Genomic DNA, 23,361 nt, shown 5'->3' with positions numbered 1-23,361 from the left:
AAAAGGCGCGACTTTTGCCGGCTGTCTCGCGGCAGAGTCCAGGTACGCCGGCCTGTCCACCGGTCCAGCCCCTCAGTCGTTGCAGTTCGAGTACCGCTGAAGCAGCACTTGCTGCGCGCTCACCTGTGGAGCGCCGTTGGCGTTGGCGCGCTCGTACTTGCCGTCGGGGCGCAACACCCACGCCTGCTCGTTGTCGGCCAGATAGGTCTGCAAGTCCTCGACGATGCGATCGCGATGCTGTTTGCGCTCGATCGGGAAGCACACTTCGATGCGACGGAAGAAGTTGCGCTCCATCCAGTCGGCGCTGGCGCAAAAGATCTCGGGATTGCCGTCGTTGTGGAAGTAATAGACGCGCGAGTGCTCCAGGAAGCGGCCGATCACCGAACGCACCGTGATGTTCTCTGAAATGCCCGGCAGTCCGGGCCGCAATGCGCAGATGCCGCGCACGATCAGGTCGACCTTCACGCCGGCCATCGCGGCGGAGTAGAGCGTCTGAATGATTTGCGGCTCGATCAGCGCGTTCATCTTGGCGATGATGCGGGCAGGCTTGCCTTCGCGCGCGAAGGCGATTTCGCGGCGGGTCTTTTCGAGCAGGCTCTCGTGCAGCGTGAACGGCGACTGCAGGATCTTCTGCATGGTCGCGACGCGCGTCGGGCTGGTGAGCTGCAAGAACAGCTCGTGCAGGTCTTCGCCGACCGCTTCATCGCAGGTGAAGAGGCCGTAGTCGGTGTAGACGCGCGCGGTGTTCGGGTGATAGTTGCCCGTGCCGCAGTGACAGTAGCGGCGCAGCTTCCCACGCTCGCGCCGGACCACCATGATCAGCTTCGCGTGCGTCTTGTAACCGACGACGCCATACATGACGTGCGCGCCGGCTTCCTGCAGTCGGGTCGCGAGCTGGATGTTCGCCGCTTCGTCGAAGCGCGCCATCAGCTCGATGATCACCGTCACTTCCTTGCCGGCGCGGGCCGCATCGACCAACGCGTCGACGACGGGAGATTGCGGGCCGGTGCGATACAGCGTCTGCTTGATCGCGAGCACATCCGGATCGGCCGCTGCCTGGCGCAGGAAATCGATCACCGGCGCGAACGCTTCGAACGGGTGATGCAGCAGAACTTCGCCTTCGCGCATGACCGCGAAGATGTCTTCCTTCGCGACCAGGCGCTTGGGGATGCAAGGCGTGAACGGCGGAAATTTCAGGTCGGGACGGTCGACCAGATCGTAAATCGCCATCAGCCGGTTGAGATTCACGGGGCCGTTGACCTGGTACAGATCGTCGCGCTTGAGCGCGAAATGACGCAGCAGGAAGTTGGTAATGTCTTCCGGACAGTCGATCGACGTCTCCAGGCGCACGGCCGCCCCATAACGTCGTTGCGCAAGCTCGCCTTCGATGGCGCGCAGCAGGTTGTCCACTTCTTCGTCGTCGACGAACAGATCGCTGTTGCGTGTGACCCGGAACTGCCACGTGCCTTCCACTTTCATGCCGCTGAACAGCTGCGCGATGAAGGTCGAGATCACCGCGGACAGGAACACGAAGGTCGTCCTGGCTGGCTCGTCCGGGTTCGGCGGCAGGCGAATGATTCGAGGCAAGGAGCGCGGCACTTGCACGACCGCGAGCTCGGCGTCGCGGCCGAACGCGTCCTTGCCGGACAAGCGCACGATGAAGTTCAAGCTCTTGTTTTGAATGCGAGGGAACGGGCGCGCCGGATCGAGCCCGAGCGGCGTGAGCACCGGCTCGACTTCCTTCGCGAAATAATCGCCCACCCATTTACGCTGCGCCGGTGTCAGCGTCTTCGCGTTGACGAACTGGATGCCCTGGCTTGCCAGGTCGGGAAACACCAGCTCGTGGAGCAGTTCGTACTGGTCCTTCACCAGCGCCGCGGCACGCTCGTGAATGGCGGCGAGTTGCTCCGGCACTGTCATGCCATCGGGGCCGCCGGTCAGCGAGCCCAGCTCCTGGCGCTGCTTCAAGCTGGCGACGCGGATCTCGAAGAACTCATCCAGATTGGAGCAGGAGATGCCGAGGAAACGGATCCGCTCCAGCAGCGGCAGGCGCTCATCGTGAGCTTGCGCGAGCACGCGCTGGTTGAAGTCGAGAAACGACAGTTCCCGATTGATGTAGTGCTCGGGAGCCTTGAGATTCACATCCAACATAGCCGCCGTCGCCGCAGTCCCATAGAGGGGTCTTCGAGAATACTACGGGCGGCACAGGGCATGTGTTACATGCGGATGTCTTCGCGGATCGCGCCCATAAAAGACGCGATCCGGCAGGGAAGCTTACGGGGCGAGGGCGGCGGTCGTGACCGTGGCGGCGCCGGCGCGATCGAGCTTGGCCAACATCTGGCCGGACTTGGTCACGAACTCGGCGCGATACTCTTCCGGAATCGGCCCGGCTTCCGGCAGCAATACCGTGCGCGGGTTCTTGTGCACGCCATTCACCAGGTATTCGTAGTGCAGATGCGGGCCGGTCGCGGCGCCGGAGCTGCCGACGTAACCGATCGTCGAGCCCTGGCGGACCCGCTGGCCGTTGCGAATGCTCGCGAAGCGGGACATGTGGCCGTAAAGCGTCGAGACGCCACCGCCGTGCTCGAGAATCACGACGCGGCCGTAGCCACCCTTGTTGCCGACGAAGGCGACGCGGCCATCGCCCGCCGCTTTGATTACCGTGCCGGTCGCCGCAGCATAGTCCACGCCCTTGTGAGCGCGAATCTTGTTCAGGATGGGATGGCGACGCTTGGGATTGAAGTTCGAGCTGATGCGTGTGAATTCCAACGGCGCGCGCAGGAAAGCGCGACGCACGCTGCGGCCATCGGGACGGAAGTAGTCGGACACTTTGCCGTCCTTGGATTCGAACCACACCGCGCGATGCAAAGTGCCGTTGTTCATGAAGTCGGCAGCCAGGATGCGGCCGTTGCCGATGAACTTGCCGTCGCGATACTTCTGCTCGTAAACCAGGTTGAACTTGTCGCCGGGCTGGATATCGAGCGCGAAGTCGATGTCCCAACCGAAAATGTCGTTGGCCATCTGCAGGATCACCTCGGGGCTGACGCCGGCGGCGCGGGCCGCCACGAACAGCGACGAGTCGATCGTGCCTTCGGTCTGCACTTCCTGGATGTCGAGCGGCGTCTCGATCACTTCGGCGTTGAAGCCTTCGTTGGCGCGCGTCACCGAGAGAATCGCGGTCTCGCTGATGCGGCGGGTCAGCGACTGCACCAGGCCTTCATCGTGAACCAGCGTAATGATGTCGCCGACGCGCAGCTGATCGAGCTGCTCCTGCACGCTCGGCATGTCGCGGATCGCGGCCAGGTCGGTGAGGTTCAGCTTCAGCTGCCGGAAAATGCGATCCATCGTGTCGTTGCGACGGACCACGTATTCGACGGTGTCGCCGAGGATGGAAGTGGGCATCGCCGAGGTGGGGATCTCCACCTCCGCGATTTCGAGCGGCGGCAGGTTGGCCAGGTTGACCGCCGGCTCGCGCGGCGCAAGCAACGAGCCGTCGCGAGTCGCCACGCCATACGCAATCAGTCCGCCGATCAGAGGCAGCACCAGGCCGGAGACGAACCAGCGCGCATGATTGCTGCTGCGAGCGGACTGGGGCTTGTAATCGAAAGCGGTCCGCGCGGTGGGAGCCGAGGTGCTGGGATTAGCCTGTAATCCCTTGCGAAAACCGAGTTGTGCCGCTTGCCTGGACTCGCGCATGGCCGGTGCGTAAATAAGTTAAAGTAAATGAACCAAGTCGCAAATTTGAAGAATCGAAGCGCCTGCGTCAACTACCGATTCAATCGATGAACTTACGTTTTGGGTCCCGTTCATCGTCACTTCGGCGCTGAACAATCGCGCCGCGCCGCTTCAGGGGCGTGACCGAGGCTGGCCGAAGCGACTAAAGTCGCCACGCATTCCAACTCACAATCACTACCGTGCCCTTCGCGGCACGCTGGAAATCCGATGCTTTCCGCCGACGAACAATTGTCCGAGCTCAAACGTGGCAGCAGCGAAATTCTGCTGGAGTCCGAGCTGCTCACGAAGCTCAAGCGCGGCAAACCGCTCAGGATCAAGGCCGGCTTCGATCCGACTGCGCCCGATCTGCATCTCGGGCACACGGTGCTGATCAACAAAATGCGCCGCTTTCAGGATTTCGGCCACGACGTGATTTTCTTGATCGGGGATTTCACGGGTCTGATCGGCGACCCGACCGGCCGCAATGCGACGCGGCCGCCGCTGACGCCCGAGGACGTTCAGGCCAACGCGCGCACCTACCAGGACCAGATCTTCAAGATCCTGGATCCCGCGAAAACCACGGTCGATTTCAATTCCCGCTGGATGAGCCAGCTCGGCGCGGCGGGCATGATCCAGCTGGCGGCCAAGAGCACGGTGGCCCGCATGCTCGAGCGCGACGAATTCACCAAGCGCTATAAGAGCGGCCAGCCCATTGCCATTCACGAGTTCCTGTACCCGCTGGTGCAGGGCTATGACTCGGTCGCGCTCAAAGCCGACGTCGAGCTCGGCGGCACGGATCAGAAGTTCAATCTGTTGATGGGCCGGCAGCTGCAGGAAGCCTTCGGACAGGAGCCGCAGATCGTGCTCACCATGCCGCTGCTGGAAGGCCTCGACGGCGTGAACAAGATGTCGAAGTCGCTCGGCAATTACATCGGCGTCAACGAAGAGGCCGACAGCATGTTCGGCAAGCTCATGTCGATTTCCGACGAGCTGATGTGGCGCTACTTCGATCTGCTGTCGTTCCGTCCCAATGCCGAGCTCGCGAGCTTGCGCCAGCAGATCGCCGACGGCCGCAATCCGATGGAGATCAAATTCGAGCTCGCGATGGAAATCACTACGCGCTTCGCGGGCGCCGCCGCTGCCGAACAGGCACGGCAGAATTTTTCCTCACGCAGTCAGCGTCGGGAGATTCCCGAAAACATCGAGAAAAAGACGCTCACGATCGAGGGGGCGAGCCTCGGTGTGGCTGCCGCCATCAAACAGGCAGGGTTGGCCGACAGCACTTCGGCTGCGACCCGGCTCATCCAGCAAGGGGCGGTTCGCATCGACGGCGAGCGGATCGAAGACATCAAGACCGCGCTCGAGCCAGGGCCGGCCCGCCTGCTCCAGGTCGGCAAGCGTGGCTTCGCCTATATCGAGGTCGTGCGTTCAACTTAGGTCGTTCGCCTTAACAGAATCGGGTGCTCTTGGGAGTATCCCGAGAGCACTTCGCGATCGAAAAAAAATTCCTCGAGCCGCGTTCAGGCTCTTGCAAATTCACGCGGCGGCCGCGAAATACGGTTTCGGCGTGGCGAAGAAATAACCATGTTTTCAGCCGCCGAAACGCACCTCGAAAAAAACTTACGAAGGGTGTTGACGCCCTGTAATCAAACAGTAAGATGCGCCCCCTTCGCAGCGGGCGCCGGTTGAAAAACGGGCTGCGAAGCAGCTGCTCCGACCGGTCGCCGACACCTCGAAAATAAAAAATTTCGAGGGGGTTGACGGCCAGAAACGAGACAGTAAGATGCGCCGCCTTCGCAACGAGGCGCCGGTGAAAACCGGGTTGCGAAGACACTGATTCGACTGGCCGCCGACACTTCGAAAATAAAAAATTCGAAGGGGTTGACGGCCAGAAACGAGACAGTAAGATGCGCCTCCCTCGCAGCGGATGCCGGTTGAAAAACTGGTTGCGAGGAAGCTGGTTCGGAAGGACGCCGACGCCTCGAAATGAAAACGAGGGGTTGACGAAACGAACGAAGCAGCTTAGAGTTCCGCTTCTGCCTAGCCACCGCGCAACGGCAGCGCCTCTCGAAGGCGACGCTCTTTAAAAACTGAAACAGATAATTTGTGTGGGGACTCGCGTCGGTTCGTTGGCGAAGCCAACTTCGACGATGAGTTACCAAATTAGCCAGTAGAGCTTGTTTGGATAATCTCTTCGTTCAACTTGATAGGTCTCAAAGCCTTTAAGTGAAGAGTTTGATCCTGGCTCAGATTGAACGCTGGCGGCGTGCCTAACACATGCAAGTCGAGCGGTAACAGGTGTAGCAATACATGCTGACGAGCGGCGGACGGGTGAGTAACGCTTGGGAATCTGCCTGTTAGTGGGGGACAACCAACCGAAAGGTTGGCTAATACCGCATACGCACTACGGTGGAAAGCCGGGGACCGCAAGGCCTGGCGCTAACAGATGAGCCCAAGTCGGATTAGCTAGTTGGTAGGGTAATGGCCTACCAAGGCGACGATCCGTAACTGGTCTGAGAGGACGACCAGTCACACCGGAACTGAGACACGGTCCGGACTCCTACGGGAGGCAGCAGTGGGGAATATTGGACAATGGGGGCAACCCTGATCCAGCGACGCCGCGTGGGTGAAGAAGGCCTGCGGGTTGTAAAGCCCTTTCGGTTGGGAAGAAAAGCTGCGACCTAACACGTCGCGGCCTTGACGTAACCAACTAAAGAAGCACCGGCTAACTCTGTGCCAGCAGCCGCGGTAATACAGAGGGTGCGAGCGTTAATCGGAATTACTGGGCGTAAAGCGCGCGTAGGCGGCTTTGCAAGCCGGATGTGAAATCCCCGGGCTTAACCTGGGAACTGCATTCGGGACTGCATTGCTAGAGTATGGGAGAGGGAAGTGGAATTTCAGGTGTAGCGGTGAAATGCGTAGATATCTGAAGGAACATCAGTGGCGAAAGCGACTTCCTGGACCAATACTGACGCTCATGTGCGAAAGCGTGGGGAGCAAACAGGATTAGATACCCTGGTAGTCCACGCCATAAACGATGAGAACTGGATGTCGGGAGGGTCTGCCTCTCGGTGTCGTAGCTAACGCGTTAAGTTCTCCGCCTGGGGAGTACGGCCGCAAGGTTGAAACTCAAAGGAATTGACGGGGACCCGCACAAGCGGTGGAGCATGTGGTTTAATTCGATGCAACGCGAAGAACCTTACCTGGTCTTGACATCCTAGGAACCCTGCAGAGATGTGGGGGTGCCTTCGGGAACCTGGAGACAGGTGCTGCATGGCTGTCGTCAGCTCGTGTCGTGAGATGTTGGGTTAAGTCCCGCAACGAGCGCAACCCTTGCCCTTAGTTGCCAGCATTAAGTTGGGAACTCTAAGGGGACCGCCGGTGACAAACCGGAGGAAGGTGGGGATGACGTCAAGTCATCATGGCCCTTATGACCAGGGCTACACACGTGCTACAATGGCCAGTACAAAGGGTTGCCAACCCGCGAGGGGGAGCCAATCCCAAAAAGCTGGTCGTAGTCCGGATCGCAGTCTGCAACTCGGCTGCGTGAAGTCGGAATCGCTAGTAATCGTGAATCAGCGATGTCACGGTGAATACGTTCCCGGGTCTTGTACACACCGCCCGTCACACCATGGGAGTTGATTGCACCAGAAGTAGGTAGCCTAACCGCAAGGAGGGCGCTTACCACGGTGTGGTCAATGACTGGGGTGAAGTCGTAACAAGGTAGCCGTACGGGAACGTGCGGCTGGATCACCTCCTTTAAATGACTCTGCTTCAGCTATACAGCTGCCGCGAGTTCCCAACACAAGTTATCTGTTCAGTAAGAATCGGTTCCCGTGAGACTGGCCCGGTCTTTCATCTATCCGGGTCTGTAGCTCAGTTGGTCAGAGCGCACCCCTGATAAGGGTGAGGTCGGAGGTTCAAATCCTCCCAGACCCACCAGTCTTAACAAGGCTAATCAGGGGCCATAGCTCAGCTGGGAGAGCACCTGCTTTGCAAGCAGGGGGTCGTCGGTTCGATCCCGACTGGCTCCACCAACTCGATCGGCACACGGGATTTCACTAGTACGTGAAGCGATGCATGCATCTTCTAACGAAGGTTCATGAGTGGCTTTACGTCGCAAGAGTCTTAACGGCTCTTGTTACGGTGCTCTTTAAAAATTCGGAAGTTGTTTTGACGCATCAGATTCAGCGAAATCATGATGGACCAGACGACGTTTAGAAATAAGCGAAGTTTGGAAATCTCAAGAGTTCAAGAATCATGTCGCATTCGAGAATCAGCAACGTATAACACCAGGCTCATTGGGGTTATATGGTCAAGTGAATAAGCGTATGTGGTGGATGCCTAGGCGATAGAAGGCGATGAAGGACGTGGTAGCCTGCGAAAAGCTGCGGTTAGTTGGCAAACAAACTCACCCGCAGATCTCCGAATCGGGAAACCGACTGCTTCGGCAGTACTTGCAACTGAATCCATAGGTTGCAAGAGCTAACCCGGGGAATTGAAACATCTCAGTACCCGGAGGAAAAGAAATCAACCGAGATTCCGTCAGTAGTGGCGAGCGAAAGCGGAACAGCCCAGTTGGAACCAGTCGATCGAGCTTAGTGGAACGGTCTGGAAAGTCCGGCCATAGCGGGTGATAGCCCCGTACACGAAAGGCAAAGTCGATGACCAACGAAGAGTAGGGCGGGACACGTGTAATCCTGCCTGAACATGGGGGGACCATCCTCCAAGGCTAAATACTCTCTATCGACCGATAGTGAACCAGTACCGTGAGGGAAAGGCGAAAAGAACCCCGGAGAGGGGAGTGAAATAGAACCTGAAACCGCATACGTACAAGCAGTCAGAGCCCGCAAGGGTGATGGCGTACCTTTTGTATAATGGGTCAGCGAGTTATTTTCAGTGGCGAGGCTAACCGCATAGGGGAGCCGTAGGGAAACCGAGTCCGAATAGGGCGAATCAGTCGCTGGGAATAGACCCGAAGCCGGTCGATCTATCCATGGCCAGGATGAAGGTGGGGTAATACCCACTGGAGGTCCGAACGAACTACTGTTGCAATAGTATGTCGATGAGCTGTGGATAGGAGTGAAAGGCTAATCAAGGCCGGCGATAGCTGGTTCTCCCCGAAAGCTATTTAGGTAGTGCCTCATCGAGCACTCCTGGGGGTAGAGCACTGTTTAGGCTAGCGGGTCATCCCGACTTAGCAAACCTATGCAAACTCCGAATACCAGGAAGTGAACCGGTGGGAGACACACGGCGGGTGCTAACGTCCGTCGTGAAGAGGGAAATAACCCAGACCGCCAGCTAAGGCCCCAAATTCATGGCTAAGTGGTGAACGATGTGGGAAGGCATAGACAGCCAGGAGGTTGGCTTAGAAGCAGCCATCCTTTAAAGAAAGCGTAATAGCTCACTGGTCTAGTCGGCCCGCGCGGAAGATTTAACGGGGCTCAAGCCATGAGCCGAAGCTGCGGATCTCACGCAAGTGAGGTGGTAGGGGAGCGTTCTGTACGCCTGCGAAGGTGCACTGCGAGGTGTGCTGGAGGTATCAGAAGTGCGAATGCTGACATGAGTAACGTTAATGCGGGTGAAAAACCCGCACGCCGAAAGCCCAAGGTTTCCTGCTCAACGTTAATCGGAGCAGGGTGAGCCGGTTCCTAAGACGAGACCGAAAGGTGTAGCCGATGGAAAACAGGTCAACATTCCTGTGCCCGGTGTGATTGCGATGGGGTGACGGAGAAGGCTAGCTCAGCAGGGGTTGGTTCCCTGTTTAAGCATGTAGGAGGAGTTGCCAGGCAAATCCGGCAGCTCATAACTCCGAGGTGTGATGACGAGGCTCCACGCGAGCCGAAGTGAGTAACGCCCCGCTTCCAGGAAAAGCCTCTAAGCTTCAGATCACATTGGACCGTACCGTAAACCGACACTGGTGGGCGAGCAGATAATCTGCCAAGGCGCTTGAGAGAACTCGGGTTAAGGAACTCTGCAAATTGATACCGTAACTTCGGAAGAAGGTATGCCTTCGACGGTGTATGGATTTACTCCAGAAGCTGTTGAAGGTCGCAGGTAATCGGTGGCTGCGACTGTTTATCAAAAACACAGGACTCTGCGAACACGCAAGTGGAAGTATAGGGTCTGACGCCTGCCCGGTGCCGGAAGGTTAATTGATGGGGTTAGCCGCAAGGCGAAGCTCTTGATCGAAGCCCCGGTAAACGGCGGCCGTAACTATAACGGTCCTAAGGTAGCGAAATTCCTTGTCGGGTAAGTTCCGACCTGCACGAATGGCGTAACGCTGGCCACACTGTCTCGACCCGAGACTCAGTGAAGTTGAAATCGCTGTGAAGATGCGGCGTTCCCGCGGCAAGACGGAAAGACCCCGTGAACCTTCACTACAGCTTTACACTGAACTTTGAACCTTCCTGTGTAGGATAGGTGGGAGGCTATGAAACCTGGGCGCTAGCTCGGGTGGAGCCAACCTTGAAATACCACCCTGGGATGTTCGAAGTTCTAACCTTGGTCCGTAATCCGGATTGGGGACAGTGTATGGTGGGTAGTTTGACTGGGGCGGTCTCCTCCCAAAGAGTAACGGAGGAGTGCAATGGTACGCTCAGCGCGGTCGGTCATCGCGCTCTAGAGTGCAAAGGCATAAGCGTGCTTAACTGTGAGACAGACACGTCGAACAGATACGAAAGTAGGTCTTAGTGATCCGGTGGTTCTGTATGGAAGGGCCATCGCTCAACGGATAAAAGGTACTCCGGGGATAACAGGCTTATTCCTCCCAAGAGTCCACATCGACGGAGGAGTTTGGCACCTCGATGTCGGCTCATCACATCCTGGGGCTGTAGCAGGTCCCAAGGGTATGGCTGTTCGCCATTTAAAGTGGTACGCGAGCTGGGTTCAGAACGTCGTGAGACAGTTCGGTCCCTATCTGCCGTGGGCGTTGGAAACTTGAGGGTGAGCTGTCCTTAGTACGAGAGGACCGGGATGGACGCACCTCTGGTGTTCCGGTTGTCACGCCAGTGGCACTGCCGGGTAGCTATGTGCGGACGGGATAAGCGCTGAAAGCATCTAAGCGCGAAGCCCCCCCCAAGATTAGGTTTCCCTGGGAACTCGATTCCCCTAAAGGGCCGTCGCAGACTACGACGTTGATAGGCTGGGTGTGTAAGTGCAGCAATGCATTGAGCTAACCAGTACTAATTGCCCGTGAGGCTTGACCATATAACACCCAATCAGCTTGGGTCCCTTCATGTAAATGAAGAAGGTCAACTTGTTGATACTCAATGTGACATAGGTTCTTTGAACAATGTCGCTGAGTCGAAATGTTGTCAAAACAACTCCGAATTCACTGCAGCCGAGCGCTTGAAACACAGCAATCGACTGCGACGTGAGCCAGTTTGCCTGGCGGCAATAGCAAGCAGGAACCACCCGATCCCATATCGAACTCGGAAGTGAAAATGCTGTGCGCCGATGGTAGTGTGCCCTGCGGGCATGCAAGAGTAGGTCACTGCCAGGCTCTTAAATGAAGCGGAAGCCCCGCCGGAGTAATCCGGCGGGGCTTTTTGCTCATGACTTTTCGCTTTTGTAATCGCTACAACCTACCAATTGCTGCTCAGTAATCAGGGGTTGCCAACAATGAATACGCTCGAACGCCGTCGGCTCATCAAAGCCCAGGTCGTCGATGTGAAAGTCGCCAAGGCCGCCGTGAACGCCTCCAAGCGTCAGCGAGCCGAAGCCGCGAAAGTCCTTCGCAAGGACATGGCCGCCGAGCACTTCAATCAGCTCCGCGCCGCCAGCTAGAGCCAAACTTCGTCTCTTTCTTTAATGGAAGTCGCGCGACTTGCGCGGCAGCGTTCTCACCCAGTGGGAATAGTCCTCCACATCGGTCGCCACCACGTGCACGACCGACTCCACGCTCTGCAATTCTCCCGTTACGACCATGAAGTTCGACTGCAGGATGCGCTGTCGATAAAGCTCGAAGACTGCCGGCCAGAAAATGATGTTGTTGATGCCGGTCTCGTCTTCCAGCGACGCGAAGATCACACCGTTCGCGGTCTGCGGATGCTGCAGATGAGTGACCAGACCTCCCACGCGCACCGTTCGTCCGTGGCGCATCGAGTCGAGCTCGCGGCGAGTCGCAATTCCTGAAGCGCGCAGCTTCGGTCGCAACACCGCCATTGGATGGCGGCCTGTACTCAATCCCATCTGTCGATAGTCGCGCTGAATCTCTTCCCACTCGGTGGGGATCGGCAGCTGTGGAGAGTTTTCTTTAGCGGCGTTTCCCGCCAACGCCCCGGGCAAGCTCTCGATTCCCAGCGCACTCCACAAAGCCTCATTCCGATGCTCGCTCAAGCTGCGGAACGCGCCGCTCGTCGCGAGCGCCTTCGTCGCACGCGACTTCAGTCCCGCGCGATAAGCCGCATCTTCCACTGAGGTGAATGGCGCGACGGCGCGCGCGGCCACCACATTCGACGCGTCGTCCTTGCGCAGACCTTTGATCAGCCGCATGCCGAGGCGGATCGCGAACCAGGGGCCTTTGCTCCCATCGGGAAGGATGCGAGTGCCATCGAGCTCGAGCGTGCAGTCGTAGTCGCTCACAGTCACATCGACAGGCAGGACCTTCACCTGCTGCCGCTTCGCCTGCTCTAGCAACTGCGCGGGTTGATAGAAACCCATCGGCTGGCTGTTGATGAGCCCCGCGATGAATGCCGCGGGCCGATGGCACTTCAGCCAGCTGGAAAAATAAGTCAGCAGCGCGAAAGACGCCGAGTGCGACTCGGGGAAGCCATATTCGCCGAAGCCTTCGATCTGCTTGTAGATCTGCTCGGCGAACTCCTTGGTGTAGTTCTTGGCCAGCATGCCGTTCATGAGCTTCTCGCGATACATGCTCATCTTGCCGCTTCGTTGCCAGGCGCCCATCGCGCGACGCAATTGATCGGCTTCGCCCGGCGTAAAGCCGGCGGCGACGATGGCGATCTGCATCACCTGTTCCTGGAAGATCGGCACGCCGCGTGTCTTCGACAGCACGGGACGCAGGTCGTCGCTGGCATAAGGAATGTCTTCGTCCTTCATGGAGCGGCGCTGCAGATAGGGATGGACCATGCCGCCCTTGATCGGGCCCGGTCGCACGATGGCGATCTCGATCACCAGGTCGTAGTAAGTCCTCGGCTTCAGTCGCGGCAACATGCTCATCTGCGCGCGGGACTCGATCTGGAACACGCCGACGGTGTCCGCTCGACAGATCATGTCGTAAGTCGGTTCATCGCCGCGCGCGATCTGATCCATCGCCGTCGGACCTGTTCCGGCCGTTTGCAGCAACTCGAACGTCTTGCGCATGGCTGTCAGCATGCCGAGCGCCAGCACATCGACTTTCAGCAGGCCGAGCTCCTCGAGGTCGTTCTTGTCCCACTGGATGATGGTGCGCTCGGGCATGGCGGCGTTTTCGATGGGCACCAGCTCGCTGATCGGCTCTTCGGCGATCACGAAGCCGCCCACGTGTTGCGACAGATGCCGTGGAAACGTCACCAGCTCCTTCACCAGGATGCACAAACGACGCATGACGATTTCGTCCACGTGCATGCCCATGGCTTTGATGTTGGCGAACAGCCGTTCCCAGTTGTCCCACCAGGCGTGCGACTTCGCGAGTCGGCCGACCACGTCTTCCGTCAGCCCCAGTGCCTTACCGACATCGCGAATGGCGCTGCGCGTTTGATAAGTGATGACAGTGGCGGCGATGGCTGCGCGCGTCCGGCCGTATTTCCTGAAGACGTGCTGGATGACCTCCTCGCGACGCTCATGCTCGAAGTCGACGTCGATGTCGGGCGGCTCGTCGCGTTCGTCGCTGAGAAAGCGCTCGAACAGCACGCTGATGTCTTCCGGGTTGACCTCGGTGATGCCCAGCGCATAGCAGACGATGGAATTCGCCGCCGAGCCGCGGCCCTGGCACAGGATGGGCTTTTTCTGCGTGCCGTCATCGGCCAGGTCCGAGCGCGCCCATTCGGTGATCTCGTGCACCGTCAGGAAGAAATGTTCGTAGCGCTTGCGCTGAATCAGCGCCAGTTCTTTTTCGATGGTGGCGAGCACCGCAGCGGGCGCCCCTCGAGGCCAGCGTCGCTGGACACCGAGCTCGGTGAGATTGCGCAGGTGCTGCGTGGCTGTCATGCCAGCCGGCACGATTTCGTTCGGATAGTTGTATTGCAGGCTGCGCAACGAGAACTCGCAACGCTCGGCAATCCTCAGCGTCTCTTCGAGCAGATCGGCGGGATAGAGATCCGCCAGGACTTCGCGCGGACGCAGATGACGTTCGGCATTGGGGAACAAGCGATGTCCGGCATCGGCGATCGTGCAGCCATGCCGGATGGCGGTCATCGTGTCTTGCAAGGCCCGCCGCGACTCGACATGCATGTGGACATCGCCACTGGCCACTAACGGCAGCCCAAATGACTCGCCCAATCGACGCATGGCGGCCAGGTGTTGCTGATCATCCGGTCGACGCAGCATCTCGACTGCGATCCAACCGCGGCCGGGAAAGAGCTCGCGTAACCAGCGCGCCTCGGAAGGCCGCGCATTACGTGGTGCGATCCACAACGCCAGGCATTCGCTCAGGTCCTTCTCGAAATGGCTGCGCGACAGGTCATAAGTGCCCTTGGTCGATTCGATTCGCCCTTTGGTGATGAGCCCGCAGATCTGCGCATAAGCGCGCTGTGATGGCGCGAGCAGCACCAGATGCAGATCGTTGTTGCAACGAAATTCCGCACCGATGATCAGTTTCAACTTGCAGTCTTCGGCGGCTTCTAACGCGCGTACCACGCCGGCCATCGAGCACTCATCCGTGATCGCCAGCGCCGAATAGCCGAGATTGTGCGCTTGATAAACCAGCTCGCCCGGATGCGACGCCCCGCGCAGGAACGAGAAGTTGCTGACGCAGTGAAGCTCCGCGTACGAGCTCATGACCAGAACCCATGCAGGTGCCAGCTGCCGTCGCGCAGATCCTTGAAGATCCACAGCGCGGCGCCTTGCTGAGTGCGTGCGATGAAGTAATCGCGCCGGACATCGCCGCCATCCCACCAGCCGCTTTCGATGCGCTCCGCGCCGGTCAGCGCCGGCATGCCACTCAGCTGCAAAGGCTTCGGCTCGGGCAGCAGCCACAAGGGCCGGTCTGGAAAATCCAGGTGTTGACGCCTGGTCTCCGGCGCTGCCGTTGCCCAGCTGTCTTCCGGGCGATGCTCGGCAACCGCCATCACGCCGTGCACCTGATTTTCTCCCAGGCGGGCGACGATGCGATCGATGGTGTAACCGAGCTCTTCGCTTTGCTCGGTCGCGCCGCTGAGCATGTCGACGTTGAGTCCGGTAGGCATGGCGAACTCGTCGGCCGACAGCTCCAATGCCACAGAACCCGAGGGCAGCACCGTATGCTCGAGCCGCTCCCGCGCCAGGGTCAGGAAACGTTCGCTGCTGCGGTCGGGCATCGAAAGACCGACATTGATGACGGTCGCGACGGCATCGCGATGAATGAAACGCAGCGTGAACTTCTGCACTCCCGTATCGCGGGCTCTCAGGAAGCCGACGAACTCGCGCAGCATGCGCTGTAATGGAAACAGCAGCGCTTCGGTGCTATGGATCTCCGCTTCGAATTCGAACCGCGCGTGATATTGCGGCGGCAACCGATAAGTGGGGCGTGGATCGGGCGCGGCGCCGATGAGGCGGTCGAGATAGTTGCACGCCTCGGGCCCGAACCGTTTCGCCACGCCATCGCGAGGCAATGCCACCAGCAACCCGACAGTGCGGACTCCGACAGTCTGCAATTGCTGAGGAATCCAGGGATCCAGATTCAACCAATGGACGGACACGTTTTCGATGCGTGCACGGAGTGCCGCCACTGTTGTGATAGCGACGCGCACGCCGGTGCGAGCCAGCAGTGCCGCGCCTTCCAGCGTCGGTGCGATCCCCAGTTGATAGCTATAGGACAGCTTGCCTAGCTCAGCTTCCAGCTGTTCGATGAGTTTGCGGAAGCCGCCGAACAAACGCAGGCTCGCGCCGATTTCCAACCACAACGCCGTAGTTCGCGCGCGCTGCACGTCGGCAAAGACTTCTCCGAGAATGACAGTGCCGCTGAATTGATAAGCCCACGTTGCCAGTCGTTCCAACGCTGCCTGCTCGGCGCTGAGCCGACGTTCCATGGCGATCACTTCGGGCAGGATTGCCAGCGCGGTGGTGAAATTCATTTCCTGCTTCAATCCGACGCGCTCGGCAGCGGGATTGCAGCAGACGACGGAGCGCACGCTGCCTTCCAGTATCGTGACTACTGTCGGCCGCTCGCTCTGCTCACATTGCAAAGCCTCGAGAGGCAACTGGGGTAGGGTGATGCAAAGCCAGAGCATGGGAAAGCACACTCAGGCCAGCGCGGGAGCAATGTCGACGGACATGCCGGCGCGCGCGCCCCGGCATTTGACGACATCGATACTCAATTGCCCGGTGACATCGGTCTGCAAGCGCAGCCGGACGGCGGCGGGTGAAGACTCACGAGCTGCGCTCGGCTGTCGATAAACAAAGCCGATGCTGCTGCCGGCCTCCGCCGCGAGCTGCAGCCGCCGCACTTCACGATCGCGAATCGCGGACGGCCACGCCAGCACCGCGCCAAAAGACTTACAGCGCAATGTTTGTTCGGCGGACCACAGGATATCGGCGGCGCTCTGGGCGCGAATGATCCAAAAATGCTCCAGCCGCAGCCCATGGCGAAGCAGGGCTGGAGCGAACGGAATGTAAGGCGGCGCGATCATGGCGACGTGGCGCTCGCCCTGGGTGATCTTCGCCAGGGCCGGCATCAGCAAGCGCAGCTCGCCGATGCCATCGCTCATCGGCATCAACTCGACGATGGTTCCCGATTGCCAGCCGCCGCCGGGCAGCACCGCATCGAGATTGGCCGAGCCGCTGGGCTCGATCCGCGGCGGCGGGCCTTCACGGCCGCTACGACACAGGCGAGCAAGTTGCTCCAATCTTTCTGCACGAGATGCACTCATGGCGAGTGGTGCGAAATATCCATCTTTCGCTCCTGCAAATCATCGAACACGGGACAGCGAGGTGCGAATCACCCCGACCGCCAGTCCTTCAATGGACAATTCCTGTTCACGCAAATCGATCTCGATGGGCCGGTAGGCCGCGTTCGCGGGTTCCAGCCGCACCATATGACCTTGGCGCCGGTAGTACTTCACCGTCGCCTCGTCCTCATCGACCAGGCGGGCGACCACGATCTGGCCGCTGCGGACTTGCGATGTTTGATGAACCGCAAGCAGATCGCGATCGAGGATGTCGGCGTCCTTCATGCTGTCGCCCCGGACCCGCAGTAAGAAATCGGCGTGCGGCTGGAACAGCGAAGCATCGACGGTGACATGCTCTTCTATATGAGAGGTCGCCAGAATCGGCGCACCGGCGGCGATGCGACCGAGCAGCGGCAAGCTCGACGACGACCGAGCGGCGCCGGCAGGCTCGGCCACGAATTCCTCACGCAGCCGGATGCCTCGTGAAATGCCAGGCACCAGCTCGATCGCGCCTTTACTCGCCAGCGCGCGCAAATGCTGGTCGATGCCCTGGCGATTCTTGAGCCCCAGGCCATCGGCGATTTCACCACGGGTCGGCGGCAACCCGTCGCTTTCCATGAAGCGACGGATAAAAGCCAATACTTCCAATTGTTTGCGGGTGAGGTCGGACATGGCGATCGGTGGTGGAGCCCTGGCCAGGGCGGTACCAGACAAACGTCTGGTAAGGAGTCTAGGATCCTTTCCGCGCCACCACAAGCACAAATGACACGCCTCGAAACTGAATGCGTCACGCCAGAACGTGATCGAGTTGGCGTACGCAAATGCCACTGAATCCCCCTGAATCTCAATGACCGCGTGCCCGCGAATAAGCCACTGCGAGTATCCCTTAACCTCTTCTTAACGGCTGGCGAACTGAAGTGACAGTCTCCGCTATACTTCCGGCTCCATACACTTCGCTAATCGCACTGACCAACGACGATGCGACGCGAACCACAACAGCTCAGAGCCGCCCGCGAATGACGGACTCAGTACTCGCTCGAGTCGCACAGGGAGATGCGCGTGCCGTGCACGAGTGCATCGATCAGTTCGGCAGTCTCATTTGGTCCATCGCCCGACGTCTGACGCGCACCCGCGCCGATGCCGAAGACGCCGTGCAGGAAATCTTCACGGATGTCTGGCGCAGTGCTGGCCGTTTCGATCCCAACCAGGGCTCGGAGAAAGTGTTCGTTGCCACCATCGCGCGGCGTCGTTTGATCGATCGCATGCGCCGGGCCGCGCATCAGGCGCGCACCGAATCCACCGACGATATCGATTCGCTGGGCTGGGCCGATCCAGGCAACAGCGCCGAAGTGTGCGCCGAGGCCGCGGCGGCGGCCCGCGCAGTGATGCAATTACGACCGGAACAACGGCAGGTGCTGGAGCTTGGGATCCTGCAAGGATTGAGTCATTCGGAAATTGCCGATGTGCTGCAAATGCCGCTCGGTACAGTGAAAACCATGATGCGGCGAGGATTGATTCAGGTGCGTGAGTTGATGGGCATTCAGAACGCTGCCTCCGACGGGGTGCGCTCATGAGCAACTCAGTCATGCAGAACCCGCGGCTGGTAGAACTGCTCGTGCAACGGGCCGTGGATGGTTTGAACTCTTCCGAGCGCGCCGAGCTGAATCAGCTGCTTTCCGAAGAGAAATATGTGGACGCCGGTCGTTTCGAATACACCGCCGCCTCGTTGCTGCTCGCCGGCGACGTCGAGAACAACACGCCCGAAGAAATGCCGTACAGCTTGCGCGAGCGATTGATGGCGCAGGCGGATACTGTCGCCGCTTCGATGCCGGCAGCGCCGTCTCGTCAGAGCACCTCGCAGCCGCGAGTCATCAGCATCGCCGGTCGGTCGCGTTCGACCACTGCGACGCCAGCGGCTAGTGCGAAGCCGGCAATGTCGAAAGCGCCGGCGTCGCGTAAGGCCTCTTCATTCGGTGGCAAGGTCGGTTGGTTCGCCGCTGCCGCGAGCGTACTGATCGCTCTCGCAGGCTGGTGGCCGCGCATGCAGAGCGGCGATCCGATGGTCGAAGCTCCGATGGCCAGCACATTGGAACAGAAACGGCAGGACCTGCTCGCCCAACAAGGCGTGCTGCAGCGGACCTGGCAGACCACGCCGGATCCGGCGGCGAGCGGTGTGACTGGCGATGTGGTGTGGGATCAGCGGACTCAGAATGGCTATCTGCGTTTCCGCGGCCTGCAAGCCAACAACACGAACGAGATGACGTATCAGCTGTGGATCTTCGACGGCACGCGCGATGAGCGCTATCCCATCGACGGCGGCATCTTCGACATTCCGCCCGGGCAGAGCGAGGTGATCATTCCCATCACCGCCAAACTGCAGGTTCGCAATCCCGCCGCCTTCGCCGTCACCATCGAGAAGCCAGGCGGCTCGGTCGTCTCCAGCCGCGACCGCATCGTCGTGCTCGCGCCGGTCGCCGCGGGTTGATAAAAATCCGACCGCACCAAAGACATCGGCCCTCTGCTAGGAGGGCCGATGGTGGGTCGAAAGCCAGGTGAGGATCTGGCGCTGGTCTCAACTCGAAACTATCAACCGGGCAGCGGCACGCTGGCGCCCACGGCAGGAATGTGGCGGCCGAGGGGCTGCTCGCTCTCGGCGCGTTCCCGCGCGTAGCTGTTCAATTTGTTGTAAAGGGTCTTGAGGCTGCAGCCGAGCACGGCGGCGGCGCGGCGTTTGTCGCCTTCGCAATAATCCAATGTGACTTCGATCAGCGAGCGCTCGGCTTCATCCAGACGAGAACCGAGCGGCACGTGCACGCCTGCAGGGCGCGCGGCTTCCACAGGCTCCGGCGTGTGCGTCGGCATGGTGACGGACAGATCAACATCCAGCACCTCGTCGGCGAGAATGAAGCTGCGCTCGACCGAGTTCTTCAGCTCACGCACGTTGCCTGCCCAGCGACGGGAACCGAGAGCTTCCAGGAACGAAGGTGAGAAACGTTTGGTCACATCGCTGCCGCGATTGAGCGTGGCCAGGAAGTGTTGAGCCAGCAACGGAACGTCCCCCGGGCGCTCGCGCAGCGGCGGGATGTGCAGCGGGAACACTGCCAGTCGATACATCAAGTCTTCACGCAGTTGGCGATTGGCGACAGCTTCGGTGACGTTGCGGTTGGTGGCCGCGACGACGCGGATGTCGGTCTTGATCTCCTGAGTGCCGCCGACGCGATAGAAGCGCCCGGTCTCCAACACGCGCAGCAGGCGCGTCTGCATGTCCAGCGGCATCTCGGTGACTTCATCGAGGAACAGCGTGCCGCCGGTGGCCCGCTCGAACACGCCAGCATGCGAGCGAGAAGCGCCGGTGAAGCTGCCCTTCTCGTAACCGAACAATTCGGCTTCGATCAACGAGGCGGGAATCGAGCCGCAGTTGATCGCCACCAGCGGGCCCTGGGCCCGGTTGCTCAAGTTGTGAATGCATTCGGCGACAAGCTCTTTGCCGACGCCGCTTTCGCCCATGATCATGACCGTGGCTTCGGTGGGCGCCACGCGTTTGATCAAGCCGAACACTTGATGCATGGCAGGCGAGCGCCCGAGGAGGTTGCCGAGGCCGTTCTCGTGCAGCGTGATCGGTGCGTCCACTGTGTAATCTCTCCCCAATGAATTTCAAAAAGAGTTGTGATCGGGTAGGTGAGATGCAAATTCTTCCAGCGCCACCCGAGTTCCTTTGTAATAAGGTTTTTTCGCTGCCGCAAAAGTAGGAATTTTTGGGTGTCGAATTCGTTGACGCAGCATGTGCCGTAAAACGCAGGGATTTCCGTGTCCGGAGCGTGTTGCGGAGAGTCGCCGGAAATTCTCACTGCGATGCAGGGAACGGCGGCATAGAACTTGCCATTCTCTTCATGGAACCGGGCGACTTCGCTGAGCGTCGGTCGGTACTTTCAACACGGAGACGAATGATGGCGTTGCAGATCGATAGCGTGAGCGCGGAAGCGCGTGCTCGCCGTGGGTGGCTGCGGGAGAGCGCTGAAGATGAAGACGTTGCACCGGGCTCGCCGCGTCGAATCAGTATTTTCGGCTTGGGGTATGTAGGCGCCGTCTCGCTGGCCTGCCTGGCGCGCGATGGCCATGAAATGTTTGGCGTCGACATCGATCCCGGCAAGCTCGAGCTCTTGCGTCGCGGCCAGGCGCCCATCGTCGAGACCGGCATCCAGGAGTTGACCCGCGCCGTCATGCGCGGCGGCACGGTGAGCGTGACCGACTCGGTGCGCGATGCAATTCTCGCCACGGATATTTCGTTCGTCTGCGTCGGTACGCCGGCGCGTCAGAATGGCAATCAGGATCTCGCCGCCATCACGCGCATCGCCGAGCAGATCGGCGCGGTGTTGCCGGAGAAGAGCACGCGCCACATCATCGTGATCCGTTCGACGGTCAAGCCCGGTACGCTCGACGAAGTGATCAAGCCCGCCATCGAAGCTGCTTCGGGTCTGCAAGCGGGGCGCGATTTCAGTCTGTGCTTCCAGCCCGAGTTCCTGCGGGAAGGAACATCGATCAACGACTATGACAATCCGCCGTTGACCGTGGTCGGTGCGGACGATCCGTACGCCGTCGAAGCGTTGCGCGGAATCTTCGGCCACCTGCCTTGTGAGTTCATGCATACCAGCGTGCGTACAGCCGAGATGCTGAAGTACGCGTGCAATGCCTTTCACGCCTTGAAGGTGACCTTCGCCAACGAGATCGGCCGTGTCTCGCAGGCGGCCGGTGTCGATCCGCACGAGGTGATGAAGCTGCTGTGCATGGACCGGCAGCTCAACATTTCCTCCGCCTATCTGCGGCCGGGCTTTGCATTTGGCGGCTCGTGCCTGCCGAAGGACTTGAAGGCGCTGCTGTATCTGGCGAAGAACAACGATGTCGAGTTGCCGATGCTGAACAGCTTGCTGCCGAGTAACGCCGCGCACATCGATCATGCGGTGGATCGGGTGCTGGCGAGCGGGCGCCGTTCGGTGGGCATGATCGGGCTGAGCTTCAAGTCCGGCACCGACGACCTGCGCGAAAGCCCGCTGGTGGTCATGGCCGAGCGCTTCATCGGCAAGGGCCTGCCATTGTGCATCTTCGATCCGGAGGTCAACGTGGCCCGGCTGATCGGCGCGAACCGGCGCTTCATCGAAGAGAGCATTCCACACATCGCCTCGTTGATGACCACCGATCTCGACGCGCTGGTGCGCGACTCGGATGTGCTGGTCGTGGCGATGAAAACTCCAGAAGTGCTGGCGGCGCTGCGGGCTCACACCCGGCCCGATCAGCTGTTGCTGGATATCGCTGTGCTGCCCGAGCGCGAAAGCTATCGGGCGGCGTATCAGGGCGTGTGCTGGTAGCAGGTCATGTCGAATGCGGAAGAACAGACCCGGGTCATGAGCGCCGACGTCGCCGTTGCCCGCCGCCGCCGTGTGCTGATCATCGTCGAGAATCTGCCGCTGCCGTTCGACCGGCGCGTGTGGCAGGAAGCGCGTACGTTGCATGCCAACGGCTACCAGGTGTCGATCATCTGCCCGAAGGGCAAGGGTTACGAGCGCAGCTACGAGGAAATCGAGGGCGTGGCGATCCATCGTCATTCGATGCCGTTCGAGGCCGACGGTGCGCTCGGTTACGCGCTCGAGTACAGCTGGGCGCTGGCGGCCGAGTTCCTGTTGTCGCTGAAGATTTGTTTCGGCCGGGGCTTCGACGTGATCCACGGCTGCAATCCGCCCGACATGATTTTCATGATCGGCGGCTTCTACAAGCTGTTCGGCAAGAAGTTTCTGTTCGATCATCACGACATCAATCCCGAGCTGTACGAAGCGAAGTTTCAGCGCCGCGATGTGTTCTACCGGCTGATGCTGGCGCTGGAGCGCTGGACGTTCCGCACCGCCGACGTGTGCGTGGCCACCAACGAGTCGTACAAGAGAATCGCGATCGAGCGCGGCGGCCAGCAGCCGAACAAGGTGTTCGTGGTGCGCAGTGGACCGGACCTGCGGCGCTTGAAAGTCCTGCCGCCGCAGCCGGAGCTGAAGCAAGGGCGCAAGTATCTGGTCGGTTATGTGGGCGTGATGGGGCGTCAGGAAGGCATCGATGGCTTGCTGACCGCGGTTCAGCACATCGTGCACGGGATGGGGCGCACCGACATTCATTTCGGGCTGGTCGGCGGCGGCACCGAGCTGGACGCCATGCGTAAGCTCGCGCAGGAACTGCAGGTCGCCGATTACGTGACCTTCACCGGTCGCGTGCCCGATGCGGAATTGCTCGCCATGCTCAACACGGCGGACGTGTGCGTGAATCCCGATGTCGCCAACGAGATGAACGACAAGTCCACCATGAACAAGATCATGGAGTACATGGCGCTGGGCAAACCCATCGTCCAGTACGATCTGACCGAGGGGCGCGTGTCGGCGCAGCAGGCGTCGTTGTACGCCCGGCGCAACGATCCCATCGACATGGCGCAACAGATCGTGGCGCTGCTGGATGACGAGCCCCGGCGCAAACAGATGGGGGAGTGGGGCCGCGAACGGGTCAAGAATTCGCTGGCTTGGGAGCATGAGGTGCCGCGCCTGCTGGCGGCCTATGAAACGCTGTTCACTTGAGACGACGGTAATCGGAC

13 protein-coding genes, 2 tRNA genes and 3 rRNA genes are annotated in these 23,361 nt (G+C 59.9%); 11 read left to right on the top strand and 7 right to left on the bottom strand.

What is annotated here, in order from left to right; translation table 11 throughout:
- Positions 1–72: 72 nt before the first annotated feature.
- Together ppk1 and GYH35_RS31840 are read right to left on the bottom strand one after the other, a co-directional pair.
- Positions 73–2,151: a polyphosphate kinase 1 gene (gene ppk1 / locus GYH35_RS31845; RefSeq protein ID WP_161815579.1), complete on the bottom strand. Its 2,079-nt coding sequence runs from the start codon at positions 2,149–2,151 to the stop codon at positions 73–75.
- 123 nt (positions 2,152–2,274) lie between these two features.
- Positions 2,275–3,696, bottom strand: coding sequence for a peptidoglycan DD-metalloendopeptidase family protein (locus GYH35_RS31840; RefSeq protein ID WP_161815578.1), 1,422 nt, complete (start codon positions 3,694–3,696; stop codon positions 2,275–2,277).
- A gap of 246 nt (positions 3,697–3,942) precedes the next feature.
- Between GYH35_RS31840 and tyrS the strand changes: the two genes are divergently transcribed.
- The 7 genes from tyrS (at position 3,943) to GYH35_RS31805 (ending at position 11,502) form a co-directional block, all read left to right on the top strand.
- Positions 3,943–5,151 carry a tyrosine--tRNA ligase gene (gene tyrS / locus GYH35_RS31835; protein WP_161815577.1) on the top strand — a complete coding sequence of 403 codons (1,209 nt, stop codon included), beginning with the start codon at positions 3,943–3,945 and terminating at the stop codon, positions 5,149–5,151.
- 786 nt (positions 5,152–5,937) lie between these two features.
- A 16S ribosomal RNA gene (locus tag GYH35_RS31830) occupies positions 5,938–7,475 on the top strand.
- A 104-nt stretch (positions 7,476–7,579) separates the two neighbouring features.
- A tRNA-Ile gene (locus tag GYH35_RS31825) sits at positions 7,580–7,656 on the top strand.
- Positions 7,657–7,675: 19 nt separating this feature from the next.
- Positions 7,676–7,751, top strand: a tRNA-Ala gene (locus GYH35_RS31820).
- A 276-nt stretch (positions 7,752–8,027) separates the two neighbouring features.
- Positions 8,028–10,923 (top strand): 23S ribosomal RNA (locus tag GYH35_RS31815).
- A 179-nt stretch (positions 10,924–11,102) separates the two neighbouring features.
- Positions 11,103–11,218, top strand: a 5S ribosomal RNA gene (gene rrf / locus GYH35_RS31810).
- The 16S, 23S and 5S rRNA genes sit together here with 2 tRNA genes alongside, the layout of an rRNA operon.
- A gap of 119 nt (positions 11,219–11,337) precedes the next feature.
- Entirely contained in the window at positions 11,338–11,502 is a 165-nt protein-coding gene (locus GYH35_RS31805) for a hypothetical protein (protein ID WP_161815576.1), read from the top strand.
- Between the two features lie 21 nt (positions 11,503–11,523).
- Here the strand turns inward: GYH35_RS31805 and GYH35_RS31800 are convergent, their stop codons facing one another.
- Genes GYH35_RS31800 through lexA form a run of 4 tightly spaced genes read right to left on the bottom strand, consistent with a single transcriptional unit; the run spans position 11,524 to position 17,411 of the window.
- Positions 11,524–14,652: an error-prone DNA polymerase gene (locus GYH35_RS31800; protein ID WP_161830487.1), complete on the bottom strand. Its 3,129-nt coding sequence runs from the start codon at positions 14,650–14,652 to the stop codon at positions 11,524–11,526.
- Entirely contained in the window at positions 14,649–16,082 is a 1,434-nt protein-coding gene (locus GYH35_RS31795) for a Y-family DNA polymerase (RefSeq protein WP_268894969.1), read from the bottom strand. Before GYH35_RS31795 ends, GYH35_RS31800 begins: the two co-directional genes overlap by 4 nt.
- Before the next feature lie 12 nt (positions 16,083–16,094).
- Positions 16,095–16,721, bottom strand: a complete 627-nt coding sequence (gene imuA / locus GYH35_RS31790; RefSeq protein WP_161815573.1) for a translesion DNA synthesis-associated protein ImuA — start codon at positions 16,719–16,721, stop codon at positions 16,095–16,097.
- A 39-nt stretch (positions 16,722–16,760) separates the two neighbouring features.
- Positions 16,761–17,411 carry a transcriptional repressor LexA gene (gene lexA, locus GYH35_RS31785; protein WP_161815572.1) on the bottom strand — a complete coding sequence of 217 codons (651 nt, stop codon included), beginning with the start codon at positions 17,409–17,411 and terminating at the stop codon, positions 16,761–16,763.
- 344 nt (positions 17,412–17,755) lie between these two features.
- Between lexA and GYH35_RS31780 the strand changes: the two genes are divergently transcribed.
- A complete protein-coding gene (locus tag GYH35_RS31780) occupies positions 17,756–18,313 on the top strand; it encodes an RNA polymerase sigma factor (RefSeq protein ID WP_161815571.1) in 558 nt (185 codons plus the stop codon).
- Positions 18,310–19,224 carry an anti-sigma factor gene (locus GYH35_RS31775; protein WP_161815570.1) on the top strand — a complete coding sequence of 305 codons (915 nt, stop codon included), beginning with the start codon at positions 18,310–18,312 and terminating at the stop codon, positions 19,222–19,224. Before GYH35_RS31780 ends, GYH35_RS31775 begins: the two co-directional genes overlap by 4 nt.
- A gap of 101 nt (positions 19,225–19,325) precedes the next feature.
- On the opposite strand, the gene GYH35_RS31770 is transcribed toward GYH35_RS31775, so the two are convergent.
- A complete protein-coding gene (locus GYH35_RS31770) occupies positions 19,326–20,369 on the bottom strand; it encodes a sigma-54 interaction domain-containing protein (protein ID WP_161815569.1) in 1,044 nt (347 codons plus the stop codon).
- A gap of 314 nt (positions 20,370–20,683) precedes the next feature.
- On the opposite strand from GYH35_RS31770, the gene GYH35_RS31765 reads away from it, so the two are divergent.
- Positions 20,684–22,102: a nucleotide sugar dehydrogenase gene (locus tag GYH35_RS31765; RefSeq protein ID WP_202624919.1), complete on the top strand. Its 1,419-nt coding sequence runs from the start codon at positions 20,684–20,686 to the stop codon at positions 22,100–22,102.
- A 6-nt stretch (positions 22,103–22,108) separates the two neighbouring features.
- Positions 22,109–23,344: a glycosyltransferase family 4 protein gene (locus GYH35_RS31760; RefSeq protein ID WP_202624917.1), complete on the top strand. Its 1,236-nt coding sequence runs from the start codon at positions 22,109–22,111 to the stop codon at positions 23,342–23,344.
- Positions 23,345–23,361 lie beyond the last annotated feature (17 nt).

The organism is Steroidobacter agaridevorans, from assembly GCF_009932555.1.
GTDB lineage: Bacteria > Pseudomonadota > Gammaproteobacteria > Steroidobacterales > Steroidobacteraceae > Steroidobacter > Steroidobacter agaridevorans.
The sequence above is the reverse complement of the archived record's forward strand: the minus strand, read 5'-3'. Positions and strand labels throughout refer to the sequence as shown.

Excerpts from the sequence above, each read along its gene's own strand:
- ppk1 (WP_161815579.1), bottom strand. The coding sequence starts at position 2,151 with ATGTTGGATGTGAATCTCAAGGCTCCCGAGCACTACATCAATCGGGAA.
- GYH35_RS31840 (WP_161815578.1), bottom strand. The coding sequence starts at position 3,696 with ATGCGCGAGTCCAGGCAAGCGGCACAACTCGGTTTTCGCAAGGGATTA.
- tyrS (WP_161815577.1), top strand. The coding sequence starts at position 3,943 with ATGCTTTCCGCCGACGAACAATTGTCCGAGCTCAAACGTGGCAGCAGC.
- GYH35_RS31805 (WP_161815576.1), top strand. The coding sequence starts at position 11,338 with ATGAATACGCTCGAACGCCGTCGGCTCATCAAAGCCCAGGTCGTCGAT.
- GYH35_RS31800 (WP_161830487.1), bottom strand. The coding sequence starts at position 14,652 with ATGAGCTCGTACGCGGAGCTTCACTGCGTCAGCAACTTCTCGTTCCTG.
- GYH35_RS31795 (WP_268894969.1), bottom strand. The coding sequence starts at position 16,082 with ATGCTCTGGCTTTGCATCACCCTACCCCAGTTGCCTCTCGAGGCTTTG.
- imuA (WP_161815573.1), bottom strand. The coding sequence starts at position 16,721 with ATGAGTGCATCTCGTGCAGAAAGATTGGAGCAACTTGCTCGCCTGTGT.
- lexA (WP_161815572.1), bottom strand. The coding sequence starts at position 17,411 with ATGTCCGACCTCACCCGCAAACAATTGGAAGTATTGGCTTTTATCCGT.
- GYH35_RS31780 (WP_161815571.1), top strand. The coding sequence starts at position 17,756 with ATGACGGACTCAGTACTCGCTCGAGTCGCACAGGGAGATGCGCGTGCC.
- GYH35_RS31775 (WP_161815570.1), top strand. The coding sequence starts at position 18,310 with ATGAGCAACTCAGTCATGCAGAACCCGCGGCTGGTAGAACTGCTCGTG.
- GYH35_RS31765 (WP_202624919.1), top strand. The coding sequence starts at position 20,684 with ATGATGGCGTTGCAGATCGATAGCGTGAGCGCGGAAGCGCGTGCTCGC.
- GYH35_RS31760 (WP_202624917.1), top strand. The coding sequence starts at position 22,109 with ATGTCGAATGCGGAAGAACAGACCCGGGTCATGAGCGCCGACGTCGCC.